We start from the raw sequence: 12,826 nt of genomic DNA, 5'->3' as shown, positions 1-12,826 counted from the left end.
CGAGTTGCAGGGCGCCGCCGCGCGGCAGTCGATCACGGCGGCGCCGTCAATCATCATCAACGCTGCCAACAGGGCCAGCGACGTTATTTTTATGGGAAAATTATGAAGAAATTGATTCCGGCCATGCTGACCGCTTTGACGCTTTCATTCTCGCTGTCTGCGCACAGCAGCGCTACCGCGCCGTATAAAGATGGCACCTATACCGGCAAGGGGCAGGGAAAAGAGGGGGAAATTGAGGTCAGCGTCAGTATCAAAGACGGTCAAATAGTCAATGCAGAGGTGGTGAAACACGAAGACACCGAAGCGCTGATGATGGGGGTGGTGGATAACGTTGTCCCAGAACTGATTGAAAAGCAGGATATCAATGACGTGGACGCGGTGACGGGCGCGACAATGTCGAGCGACGGCGTGATTAATGCGATTAAGCAGGCGCTCGAACAAGCGAAAAACTGATGTAGCATGTTTGATGGCAACAAAAATGGGCGCAGGGTGTGACTGCCTTATAGGGAGACGCGCAGCATGTTCTCCTGACGCCTTCATTTTACTTTGCCTGTGCGCATTGTTAAATACGGTGTCCGGTCACCGTCAGGTTATTTCCCCTAGCGGCAGATTAAAGGCTGAAAACCAAAGAGACACCCTGCGCATAATCATTGAATAAATAACCTATGCCCATGCGGATTTTATTTCCTTTCAAAAACGGATCGGTGGGGATCTCGATCGCCATTTGCGTTTCATTGACAAATCCAAATCCGAGATCGCGATAGTCTGAACCATTAAATCCGCCAAACTTATTCGACACTACAAAATTGATGCGCCGGTTGAACGTATGAAAGAGATCAGTAAAGGTATAGTCTGTTTTGATAGAGTAGCTGCCGGAATTATCAGAAATTTTAAGACCGTTGTTGTGATTATTAAAGCTTGAAACATGCGTGAATGAGAGATTGGTCATTAGGTCGAACACATTGCCTGAATTGAGTATATTTTTATATTCAATGCCAATTGATGGAGAAACAGTGTACGCGTCGATTTCCCAATCTAATAATTTTGCCTCTTTTAACGCGTTATGGATCTCGTTGTCGCCTGAATACAGCGAATTATCAATTAACCGTGAATAGCCGACGCCAAGCTTGCCAACCAAATTAAACCGTTCTTGAATCCGGTATTTGAATGATGGCCCGGAAACAATGGAAAACGCGCGCCAGCGAGGTGTGAACAGACTTTCATCTACAGGGATGGCATCGCCTTTCACCTCCAAAAAACCGGCTTTTATAAACCAGGCCACAGAGCTATCCGTAGCGAGTGGATAATAGTCGGTAGTGTATGGGATCGCGATTTTCGAATAGTTAAATCCATCATCCACACGTAATTTAGAGCTACTTACGTCATCAACGGAGGATAAATCAAGAAGTTTGGCATAAGAACTTCTCATGTCGTCATCGTCATCATCATTATTTTCAGCAGCAACAGCAGGCGCGGATAACAAAACCAACATACTGAAAATAAGTAATTTTCTCGCCATTCTTCGTCCACAAACGCCCAAACTCATAGACCATCACATTTTCAATATACTTAATCATAAATTAAGTATATGCAGCGTTCCGCAAAGTTGCTCTGTTCTTTTTGCTAAACTGCATCACAATCACGCTGTGTGGAAACCGCGTGGGCTGCTTGATTTTATAAGGAATAAAAAACGGCCACCCTGGACTTTTTAACCTATCCAGAGAGCTGGTTTACCCCGTCGCTGTTGGTGCTGTCAGGGTAAACGGGTGAATGGAGGGCACAGCCAGTAAAAAAGAGAGCTTCATCCCGCCATCGTCAGCTATCCAGCAAACGGTAGCGCAGCGCACGCACCACCTGAACGTGGTTGCTGCGCCAAGTTTACCGGCCGCTGTCTCAGCCTGAGTTGGGACATCCTCGTGGCGGGGAAATACGGTATTTCGGTAATGAACGGGACTAATGATATTTTGATCACGACCAGAAAACCACGTTCGTGCCGGGTCATGACGCCAACATCTGCATGACCAACGACCGGAATGACAAGGTGAAGTGTTGGCGGCCGTTGAGCGTATGCGTCGTTTTATTTAGCAGGAAAATACGGTAAGACTCATTAAACTTTGTCACAAAGCTATTTTGCCGGAAGGGTGCGCAGCAGGGATCGGTCAATTATAATGCGGCGCACGCGCTCCTTTTATTTAACAGACTACCATTTGATTTATTGAATAATGAACAAAAAATTGACTCTTCCTTTACTGGGCCTGCTGTTGCTGTCAACGCATGCGCTGGCCGCATCTTCTGTCATCGTGAAAGACTCCGCCCCATCCGCGGCGATCGCTCATCAGGAAATTGCGTCCGGTAGTGCGATGGTGGTGGATCTGCGTGATAACCGCATCTTGTATTCAACCAATCCAGACGTGGTGGTGCCGATCGCCTCGGTGACCAAACTGATGACGGCAATGGTCGTGCTGGATGCGAACCAGCCATTGGATGAGGCGATTACCATTGATATCCGCCACACCAAAGAAATGCAGGGCGTTTATTCGCGCGTGCGCTTAAACAGTGAAATCAGCCGCCGTGATATGTTGCTGCTGGCGCTGATGTCCTCGGAAAACCGTTCGGCCGCCAGCCTCGCGCATCATTATCCCGGCGGCTATCAGGCTTTTATCAATGCGATGAATGCCAAAGCCCGATCGCTGGGGATGCTGCACACGCGTTACGTCGAACCGACCGGACTGTCGATCAACAATGTATCTACCGCCCGCGATCTCACCAAACTGCTGATAGCCAGCAAGCAGTATCCGTTACTCAGCCAGCTCAGCACCATGCGTGAGAAAACGGCGACCTTTTCGCACCCCGCGTACAGTTTACCGTTCAGAAATACCAATCATCTGGTTTATAAGCCTGACTGGGATATTGAATTAACCAAAACCGGTTTCACTAATCAGGCCGGACACTGCCTGGTGATGCGTACCGTTATCAATCAGCGCCCGGTGGCATTGGTTGTGCTGGATGCCTTTGGCAAGTACACCCATTTTGCCGATGCCAATCGCCTGCGTAACTGGCTGGAAAGCGGCAAAATCACGGCGGTTCCCGCCGTGGCGCTGAGCTATAAAAAACAGAAAGCGCTGTCGTCACGCCAGCCGCAAAGTATGGCCAGTTTGGATTCGGAGTAAGCGGACCGCTTTTGCGCACGAAATTATACTGAACTTATCTGCACTGTTTTCAATAACTATTTAAGTTAAAACGGGGCGAAGCTGAAGCGGACTTGGTCTTTTACGCTTTCGCCCGCAGGTCTTCGATAATTTCTCCCGCGCTGGCGATATCTTCTTCGTGCGAAGGTTCACGCCAGGTTTCCGCCAGCGCGTCCTTCAACCAGATCTGCATGGCAGGCTGTGACAGCAGATGTTCACTGTAGGCGGTCGTCGTTGGTGATACCGGCAACTGATACGTTTTGATCCGAAACACCACCGGGGAGAAAAACGCATCCACCGCCGTGAAGCTTTTCCCGGCCAAAAACGGGCCGCCAAATCGCGTTAACCCCTCCTGCCACAGCGCATCAATCCGCTGTATTTCGCTGCTCAGGGCAGGAGAGATCGCGTTTATTTTGACTGTTACGCCACAGCTCATGGCGCAATTATTCCGCAGCGCGGTAAAGCCAGAGTGCATTTCCGCTGCGGCGCAGCGAGCCCAGGCGCGAGCGTGGGGATCGGCAGGCCAGACCTGCGGATGCATTTCGGCCAGGTATTCGGATATGGCCAGTGAATCCCACACGGTGATAGCGCCGTCAATCAGGCAAGGCACTTTGCCGGTCGGTGAAAAAGCCTTGAACGCCGCCTGTGTCGCGCCGGGCGCAAACGCGACTTTTTTCTCTTCAAACGGTATAGACAGCGCCTTTAACAGCACCCATGGCCGTAGCGACCAGGACGAGTAATTTTTATTGGCGATATAAAGTTGGTACATGGTGTCTGAACTCCTTGGATGGAAGTCATCGTGTTGACGGCATATCCCCGCAATTTGCACGTTGCGGGCGCATTAATCGTATTATTCTTTCAGTTTTTATTAAATGGAACGTATGTAAATAAACTATGATTACGCGCTGTGTAGTTAAGTACGTTGGCGTTGTAGGTGAATGCCGGGTTCGGCGGCCTTCACTCTGCCAGATAGTATGGCGCAGTTGCCGACATTATTTTCAACCTGTCCTGTGCCTCAGCGACGCGTCCTGGCGCCTGGAATGATTGGGTTTGGATAAAGAATGAAATGGCTTACTTCTCTGATTTTCGCAATTGGACTTGCGTATAACCCGGCTTTCGCGCAGGAAATGACGTCTGTAACGGCATCGGTTACGTCGTCACATCAACAGCGTGACGCTTTTGTCTCTGATTTAATGAAAAAAATGACGCTGAATGAAAAAATCGGTCAGTTGCGGTTAATCAGCGTCGGGACGGATAACCCCAAAGAAGCGATTCGCGAGATGATCAGGAACGGTCAGGTCGGCGCGATTTTTAATACCGTAACGCGTCATGATATTCGCGCAATGCAGGATCAGGTGATGCAACTCAGCCGCCTGAAAATTCCCCTGTTCTTCGCTTATGACGTGGTGCATGGTCAGCGCACCATTTTCCCGATCGCGCTGGGGCTGGCTTCCAGTTGGGATATGGAGGCGATTGCCGGCAGCGCGCGCGTGGCGGCGTATGAAGCCACGGAGGACGGGCTGAATATGACCTGGGCGCCGATGGTGGATATTACCCGCGATCCGCGCTGGGGGCGGGTGTCTGAAGGTTTCGGCGAGGATACCTGGCTGACCAGCAAAATCGCGGGCGTGATGGTCAAAGCGTTTCAAGGGGATGACGTTACCGCCCGTCATTCACTGATGACCAGCGTAAAACATTATGCGCTATACGGCGCGGTGGAAGGGGGGCGAGATTACAACACGGTGGATATGAGCCCGCAGCGCATGTTTCAGGAGTATCTGCCGCCGTATAAAGCCGCGATTGATGCCGGCAGCGGCGGCGTCATGGTGGCGCTGAACGCCATCAACGGTACGCCGGCGACCTCAAATAGCTGGTTATTGAAAGATATCCTGCGCGATCAATGGCGATTTAAAGGGATCACCATTACTGATCACGGCGCGATCAAGGAGCTGATCAAACACGGCGTGGCGGCCGACGCGCGCGACGCTTCACGCTTGGCGTTGAAATCCGGCGTCGGCATGAGCATGAGCGATGAATATTTCATCCGCTACCTGCCGGGGCTGGTGAAAAGCGGCGCGGTGACGGAGCGGGAGATCGATGAGGCCTGCCGTCAGGTGCTGAATGTGAAGTACGACATGGGGTTGTTTGCCGATCCTTACCGCCACCTGGGACCGGCGGGTTCCGATCCGGCGGATACCAACGCGGAAAGTCGTTTACACCGTCTGGAAGCCCGTGAGATGGCGCGAAAAAGTCTGGTGTTGCTGAAAAACCGGCTGCAAACGCTGCCGTTGAAAAAACAGGGCGTTATTGCCGTCGTCGGGCCGCTGGCCGACAGCCAGCGTGACACCATGGGCAGTTGGTCGGCGGCAGGCGTGACCAAACAAACCATCACCGTCTATCAGGGCATGAAGAATGCCGTTGGCGACAAGGCCGCCATTCTGTATGCCAAAGGCGCCAACGTCAGTAACCATCAGGGAATTATCGATTTCCTGAACCAATACGAAGAGGCGGTGCAGATGGATAAGCGCCCTCCCCAGGTGATGATTGACGAAGCGGTTCAGACGGCGAAAAAAGCCGATGTCGTGGTGGCGGTGGTGGGGGAAGCGGCAGGTATGGCGCATGAAGCCTCCAGCCGTTCCAATATCGATCTGCCGCAAAGCCAGCGTGATCTGATCGCGGCGCTGAAGGCCACGGGCAAACCGCTGGTTCTGGTATTGATGAACGGCCGTCCGCTGGCGCTGGTGCGTGAAAATCAACAGGCGGATGCGTTGCTGGAAACCTGGTTCAGCGGCACCGAAGGGGGCAATGCGATTGCGGATGTGCTGTTCGGCGACTATAACCCTTCCGGCAAGCTGCCGATGTCTTTCCCCCGTTCTGTCGGTCAAATACCGATCTATTACAATCATTTACCCTCAGGACGACCGTATACGCCGGAAAACCCCGGCAAATACACCTCCCACTATTACGATGAGGCTAATGGACCGCTCTATCCATTTGGGTATGGCCTGAGCTACACCACATTCAGCGTTTCGGATGTGCGTCTGTCCAGCCAGACCATGAAGCGTGATGGTTCGCTGACGGCCAGCGTAACGGTAAAAAATACCGGCGATCGGGCAGGGGAAACTGTGGTACAGATATATCTGCATGATGTGGTGGCGTCTGTCAGCCGTCCGGTGAAAGAACTGCGCGGCTTCCAGAAAGTCATGCTGCAACCGGGCGAGTCCCGCACGATTCGTTTCCCCATCGATCAGGAGGCGCTGAAGTTCTACAATGCCCGCATGCAGCAGGTGGTTGAGCCGGGTACATTCGATGTGTTTATCGGTTTGGATTCGCAACGTGTGAAGAGCCAGCGTTTCACGCTGCTGTAATCAACGTCCAGCGACCGCAGGTCAAGACCTGCGGCCACACCGGTGACAATGTCGTAGATGACTCGCTCCATCTATTTTGATCGCACGCGATGGGTTTGTTATCAAACATGGGTGTGTTATACCGTGTGGAACCTTACAGAGAAGGGAGAGCGGTATGCCGTTGACGGAAGTGATTCTGGTTAATGAAAACGATCAGCCAACCGGCGTGATGGAAAAGCAGGAAGCGCACGAGAAGGGGTTATTACATCGTGCCATCACCGTTTATGTGTTCAATTCCCGCCAGCAATTGCTGCTTCAGCAACGGGCGGTTGATAAATATCATAGCGGGGGGTTGTGGAGTAATACCTGTTGCAGCCATCCCGCACCGGGAGAAAAGACTTTGCAGGCAGCGCATCGCCGGCTGTATCAGGAAATGGGGATACGCTGCCCGCTGACGCCCATGTTTACGCTGACTTACCGGTTGCCGCTGAATAACGGCCTCACTGAACATGAGGTGGGGCATGTCCATTTTGGCATAACGGATGATATTCCCCAGATTAATCCTGCAGAAGCGGCGGATTATGAGTATCTGTCGCTGGAACAGATTAGACGCAGTATGGATGCGTCGCCGGAGCGTTTTACCGCCTGGTTCAGGCTGACATTTTCACGCATTCCCGCCTACTGGAAACAATTTCAGGTTGAACTCGCCCGCCGCGGATAAATGCCGATGCGGTTGCTGATGGCGCGGTGTTGTCGTCAACCGCCGTGAACAATAACAATGTAACCCACCAGCATTACGCCGCCGATCCCGCCGATGGCGCACAGAGCGAACAGCCCGATCACACCCAGTTTGCTTAAATTCATCAGGTTATCCTTTTGTAGCTTGCCACGAATTATAAAGCCTTCCGCAGTTGAAACAAGGCATGTTGCGTGATATCGGCTGACGGGCTGGTTGGTCTGTGGGACAATGTTCGCCAGATTCCATAATCACAGAGAATGCATGGCGCTGTCCCCCGCAATAAAATTGCAGATTGGTCAATGGTATAAGGCCCTGCAACAGCAGATCCCGGATTTTATTCCTCGTATTCCCCAGCGACAGATGATCGCCGAAGTCGCTAAGACGCTGGCGGGAGAATATCCGCGCCACCTGGTGATTGAAGCGCCTACCGGGGTGGGGAAGACGCTGTCCTATTTGATCCCCGGCATTGCGATCGGGCGCGCGGAGGAAAGAACGCTGGTGGTCAGCACCGCGAATGTGGCGTTGCAAGATCAGATTTTCAGTAAAGACCTGCCTTTATTGCGCAAATTTATCCCTGAACTGACCTATACCGCGGCGTTCGGCCGCGGGCGCTATGTGTGTCCGCGTAATCTGGCAAGGCTGGCGACCGATGTCGATGCGCAAGGCGATTTAACGCTGTTTCCGGGGGACGAACTGGCGCCTTCCAGCCGGGAGGAACAGGCGCAGTGTTCACGGGTTGAGAAAGCGTTGCAAAGCGGCACCTGGGACGGATTACGCGATCATTATCAGGAATCGATTAACGACAGCCTGTGGCGCAAGCTGAGCACCGATAAGGCGAACTGTCTCGCACATCACTGTCATTACTTCCGGGCGTGTCCATTTTTCGTTGCCAGGCGTGAGATTGAGCAGGCGGACGTCGTGGTGACCAACCACGCGCTGGTGATGGCGGCGATGGAAAGCGAATCGGTTCTGCCCAATCCGAAAGATCTGCTGCTGGTGCTGGATGAAGGGCACCATATTCCCGATGTCGCCCGCGATACGCTGGAGATGTCGGGCGATGTGACGCCAGAGATGATCACCGTACAGTTAGAACAACTGGTGCAGTTGATCGGGCTGTGTATGTCGCAGTTTGCGCCAAAATCGCCGCCGCGATTGGCGCACAGCGAAAGGTTGACCAGCCATTGCGAAGAACTGCGTGAGCAGGTACGGATGTTCGCGCAATGTTGCGGACAATTCTTGCCGGGCGACGGCCACGAGGCCGGGTATCGCTTTGCAATGGGGCAAATGCCGGAAGAGATGCGTGAAATCTGTGTCCGGCTGTTCAAGCTAACCGACACGCTGCGCGCGCTGACGGAGTTCATGCTCAACGATCTCAGTGAGAAAACCGCCAAGCATGATGCCGTACGTCTGCATCAGTCGCTGCTGAAAATGAGCCGGGCGCTTGGCTACCTGGAGTCGCTGACCAAGCTGTGGCGTTTGGCGGCCATGGAAAAATCCTCTAATGCGCCGGTTTCCAAATGGCTTACCCGTGATATTCGCGACAAACAGCTCCATTTGCATCTGCACTGCGCTGGTATCCGGGTGAGCGAGCAATTGGAAAAACTGCTGTGGAGCAAGGTGCCGCACGTGGTCGTCACCTCGGCGACCTTACGTTCACTGAACAGTTTTGCCCGGATACAGGAATTATCAGGTCTGAGCGAGCGCGATGGCGACCGGTTTATTTCGCTGGACTCGCCGTTTAATCACCGTGAACAAGGGCGCCTGGTGATCCCCAAAATGCGTTATGAACCGTTGATGGCGAGCGAAGCACAGCATGTCGCGGAAATGGCCGCCTTTTTCAGAGCGGAACTGAAGAAGGAGACGCATCGCGGTATGCTGATGCTGTTCGCCAGTCAGCGCGCCATGCAGCTTTTTTTGACGCAGGTGACCGATTTACGGTTGATGCTGCTGGTACAGGGAGACAAGCCGCGTTACCGACTGGTTGAACTGCATCGACAGCGCGTTGAAGCGGGAGAGTCCAGCGTGCTGATTGGGTTGCAGTCATTTGCCGAGGGGTTGGATCTGAAAGGTGAACTGTTGTCGCAGGTTCATATTCACAAAATCGCCTTTCCGCCTATCGACAGCCCGGTGATTTTGACCGAAGGCGAATGGCTCAAAAGCCTGAAACGTCATCCGTTTGTGGTACAAAGCTTACCCAGCGCGTCGTTCAGTCTGATACAGCAAGTGGGACGTTTAATCCGCAGCCATGAGTGCTTTGGCGAAATTGTGATTTACGATCGTCGTTTGGTCAGTAAAGGCTATGGCGCTCAACTGCTTGCCGCTTTACCGGTTTTTCCGATCGAAGAGCGGGAAATGCCTTGAGTAACAAGAGTAAAAAGCGCAATAAGGATTATTACATCGAGCGTAACCGGGCGGGACATTTGCCGACGTTGTCGCTGGTTGACGGTTCAAGTCATCGTCGTTCGGAAAGTGAGTGCAACGCTAGGAAATACGCTACACAAAGCTGGCGGAACAAGCGCGCTATGACGCCCGACGGGAACCGACCGAGACCAGACAGGGTTGGCGACAGTCGTGGTTGCGGGTATAAGCCATCAACGGCATTGCCGTTAACGGGAGGGCTGCATGGATTACACCAAGGTTATTAAAGAGGTCGGGCGTGGTAAAAACCATGCCCGCGATCTGGATCTGGCCACCGCCTATGCGCTTTACTGCCGGATACTGCGCGGTGAAGTCCCCGAGCTTGAACTGGGGGGGTTGCTGATCGCCTTTCGCATTAAAGGCGAGTCCGAAACAGAAATGTTCGGCTTTTATCAGGCCATGAGCGAGCGGGTTCTTCATCTTCAGCCGCCGGCCAACCGCCCTCTGCCGGTGGTTATCCCCAGTTATAACGGAGCGAGAAAGCAGGCGAATCTGACGCCGCTGTTGGCGCTGTCGCTGACCAAACTGGGCTTTCCGGTGGTGATTCATGGCGTCAGTGAAGACCCGACGCGCGTGACCAGCGCTGAAATACTGCGTCATCTTGGCGTCGCGGGGGCGGAGAGTGTGGAGCAGGCGCAGCGGCGGCTTGATGACGATCAACCGGTATTCATCCCGGTTTCGCTGCTCTGTCCTGAGATTGACCGGCAATTGCAGTTACGCTGGCGCATGGGGCTGCGTAACAGCAGCCATACCCTGGCGAAAGTGGCGACGCCTTTCGCACAGGCCGATGTATTGAGGATCGCCAGCGTGTCGCACCCTGAATATATCGACCGCGTCGGGACCTTTTTCAAAGCTATTCATGGCCGCGCCTTATTGATGCACGGAACGGAAGGCGAAGCGTACGCGAACCCGCGGCGCTGCCCGGAAATTCATTTTATTCACCAACAGAAAACCCAGGTGCTGCAACTGCGGCAGGATACCCTGGTCGCGCCTGACGGCCTGCCTACGGCGAAGGACGCAGCCACCACCGCACGCTGGACGGCGCAATGTCTGGCGGGAGAAATTGCCTTACCGCACGCGATTCGTTCGCAGCTAGCCTGCTGTCTGGTGGCGGCTGGCGAAGCGCCGACAATGGAGCAGGCGGTCGCGACGATTAGAAAACGTTTGGGATAAGCGATTGAGCGTCACATACTGTGCCAATCGATCTTATTTTCCTCTTTAAAGAAGGAATATCATGCAACAGACTGAAGAGTATTTTAATGCGCTGAACCGTGATTATCTTGCCGTTCATCAGGCGAAAGAAGATCTGTTCTGGCAGCTTTATATGGGCACGGGCAATGACGAAGTGTCCGCGCAGTTTTCGACGGCGGAAAGCGCTTACAAACGTTTTATTGCTCAACCGCGGCGTTTAGTGGAATTACGCCAGCATCTATCCGCGCTGGAAGCGCATCCTGCAAGCGATAATCAGCAGGCATTGCTGCACGGTCTGCAAGGGTGGTATCGGTTTTTTGACTGCAACGTCATCGAAGACCCTCTGGCGCAAGGGTTGATGGATGACATTATCGCCGCGGAAAGCGCGCTGTATGAGAAACGCAAAGCCTATGAGATGACGCATCTGGATGCCAACGGTAAACGGGTTGCAGCCTCATTGGGCGAGTTGCTGACCAATCAGGCGACGAATGATACGGAAGCCTACCGGCAGAGCTCCCAGCAAGCGTTGCGCGATCTGGAGCAGTGGTTATTGCATAACGGTTTTCCTGAGCTGATAAACCTGCGTAACCGTTTCGCCCGCCAGATGGGTTACCGTAACTATTTCGACTATAAGGTCAACAAAACCGAGCGCATGTCGCCGGAGCAGCTTTTCGCTATTCTCAATCCTTTTGAGGAGCAGACCCGCGACGCAAATGATCGAAGTCTGCGTGAACTGGCGGCGTTGAAAGGGCAGGCTGCGTTGCAGCCGTGGAACATTCGTTACGCCAGCGCGGGGGATGTCACCCGTCAGCTCGATCCCTATTTCCCGTTTGCCGCTTCGCTGGCGCGCTGGGTCAACAGTTTTAAGCGTCTGCATATTGGTTTTAACGGGGCGCGAATGCAGCTTGATTTGCTGGTGCGCAAGGGCAAATACGAGAACGGTTTTATGCATGCGCCGGTTCCCGCTTTTGTTCAGCAGGGTGAATGGATACCGGCACGCATTAATTTCACCAGTCTGGCGAAGCCGGATCAGGTTGGCAGCGGCGCCGGCGGCATCAATACGCTGTTTCATGAAGGGGGACACGCGGCGCATTTTGCCAACATTCGTCAGAATGCGCCCTGTTTCTCACAGGAATTCCCGCCCACATCCATGGCTTACGCGGAAACGCAATCCATGTTTTGCGATAGCCTGTTGCATGACGCCGACTGGCTAAAACGTTATGCCAAAAACGCGCAGGGAGACGTCATCCCTGATGACCTGATCCGTGCGGATATTCATACCCGGCAGCCGATGCGCGCATTCAATGAACGGCATATTCTGCTGGTGCCTTACTTTGAGTGGGAACTCTATTCGTGGGACGATGAGCAGCGTACGCCGCAGGCGATAACGCAACTGGCGCGCGATGTTGAACAGCGTATTTTAGGCATCAGCGGAAGTCCGCGGCCCACGCTGGCGATCCCGCATCTGTTGTCAATGGAGTCGGCCTGTTCCTATCAGGGATACCTGCTGGCGCTGATGGCGGTGGAGCAAACCCGGCACTATTTCCTGCAACGAGATGGCTATCTGACGGATAACGCCGCCATTGGCCCCGATCTGGCAAAACATTACTGGCTGCCGGGAAACAGTGTCAGCCATGACGCCACCTTAATCAGTCTCACCGGGGAAGGGTTTAATCCCGGGTACCTGGCGCGCGCCTGTAATCTGACGGTTGATGAAGCCTGGCAACACGCTCAGGCCACCATGACGCAGGCGCGATTACGCCCTCAATCGGCGGCGGATTTTGATTTGTCCGCGCGGATACAGATTGTCGATGGCGATCGGGTTCTGGCGGATAATGAAAAAGGCGATGAGAAGATGTGTCAGGATTTTGCCGCGTTTATTGAGCGGGAATATCCGCGGTAATGAGTAAGTTTAAGGGTGCGAATGCACCCTTAAACCAACC

10 protein-coding genes and 1 pseudogene are annotated in these 12,826 nt (G+C 53.5%); 8 read left to right on the top strand and 3 right to left on the bottom strand.

Going from position 1 to position 12,826, the window contains the following annotated elements; genetic code table 11:
- Positions 1-102 precede the first annotated feature (102 nt).
- Positions 103-453 (top strand): FMN-binding protein, encoded by a 351-nt coding sequence (locus EH207_RS10710; protein ID WP_137713995.1) that lies wholly within the window; start codon positions 103-105, stop codon positions 451-453.
- A 157-nt stretch (positions 454-610) separates the two neighbouring features.
- Here EH207_RS10710 and EH207_RS10705 read toward each other — a convergent pair whose 3' ends face one another.
- Complete coding sequence (locus EH207_RS10705) at positions 611-1,519, bottom strand: hypothetical protein (RefSeq protein WP_137713994.1); 909 nt, start codon at positions 1,517-1,519, stop codon at positions 611-613.
- Between the two features lie 376 nt (positions 1,520-1,895).
- Here EH207_RS10705 and EH207_RS18375 point away from each other — a divergent pair.
- Together EH207_RS18375 and pbpG are read left to right on the top strand one after the other, a co-directional pair.
- Positions 1,896-2,047 (top strand): annotated as a pseudogene (locus tag EH207_RS18375) (ABC transporter substrate-binding protein); the annotation flags it as partial.
- Between the two features lie 175 nt (positions 2,048-2,222).
- On the top strand, positions 2,223-3,170 hold the full coding sequence (gene pbpG, locus EH207_RS10695; RefSeq protein WP_137713993.1) for a D-alanyl-D-alanine endopeptidase: 948 nt from the start codon (positions 2,223-2,225) through the stop codon (positions 3,168-3,170).
- Positions 3,171-3,270: 100 nt separating this feature from the next.
- On the opposite strand, the gene EH207_RS10690 is transcribed toward pbpG, so the two are convergent.
- On the bottom strand, positions 3,271-3,957 hold the full coding sequence (locus EH207_RS10690) for a glutathione S-transferase family protein (RefSeq protein ID WP_137713992.1): 687 nt from the start codon (positions 3,955-3,957) through the stop codon (positions 3,271-3,273).
- A 292-nt stretch (positions 3,958-4,249) separates the two neighbouring features.
- Here EH207_RS10690 and bglX point away from each other — a divergent pair, with 292 nt between their 5' ends.
- Positions 4,250-6,556 (top strand): beta-glucosidase BglX, encoded by a 2,307-nt coding sequence (gene bglX / locus EH207_RS10685; protein ID WP_137713991.1) that lies wholly within the window; start codon positions 4,250-4,252, stop codon positions 6,554-6,556.
- A 154-nt stretch (positions 6,557-6,710) separates the two neighbouring features.
- Positions 6,711-7,256, top strand: a complete 546-nt coding sequence (gene idi, locus EH207_RS10680; protein ID WP_137713990.1) for an isopentenyl-diphosphate Delta-isomerase — start codon at positions 6,711-6,713, stop codon at positions 7,254-7,256.
- 35 nt (positions 7,257-7,291) lie between these two features.
- Here idi and EH207_RS18370 read toward each other — a convergent pair whose 3' ends face one another.
- Positions 7,292-7,399: a hypothetical protein gene (locus EH207_RS18370; protein ID WP_246048873.1), complete on the bottom strand. Its 108-nt coding sequence runs from the start codon at positions 7,397-7,399 to the stop codon at positions 7,292-7,294.
- A gap of 136 nt (positions 7,400-7,535) precedes the next feature.
- Here EH207_RS18370 and dinG point away from each other — a divergent pair, with 136 nt between their 5' ends.
- The 3 genes from dinG (at position 7,536) to EH207_RS10660 (ending at position 12,786) form a co-directional block, all read left to right on the top strand.
- Positions 7,536-9,635 carry an ATP-dependent DNA helicase DinG gene (dinG, locus tag EH207_RS10675; RefSeq protein ID WP_137713989.1) on the top strand — a complete coding sequence of 700 codons (2,100 nt, stop codon included), beginning with the start codon at positions 7,536-7,538 and terminating at the stop codon, positions 9,633-9,635.
- A 261-nt stretch (positions 9,636-9,896) separates the two neighbouring features.
- Entirely contained in the window at positions 9,897-10,865 is a 969-nt protein-coding gene (ybiB, locus tag EH207_RS10665; protein WP_137713987.1) for a DNA-binding protein YbiB, read from the top strand.
- 61 nt (positions 10,866-10,926) lie between these two features.
- Positions 10,927-12,786 (top strand): M3 family metallopeptidase, encoded by a 1,860-nt coding sequence (locus tag EH207_RS10660; RefSeq protein WP_137713986.1) that lies wholly within the window; start codon positions 10,927-10,929, stop codon positions 12,784-12,786.
- Positions 12,787-12,826 lie beyond the last annotated feature (40 nt).

The organism is Brenneria rubrifaciens (genome assembly GCF_005484945.1).
Lineage (GTDB): Bacteria > Pseudomonadota > Gammaproteobacteria > Enterobacterales > Enterobacteriaceae > Brenneria > Brenneria rubrifaciens.
This window is presented reverse-complemented; position numbering and strand designations above follow the sequence as displayed.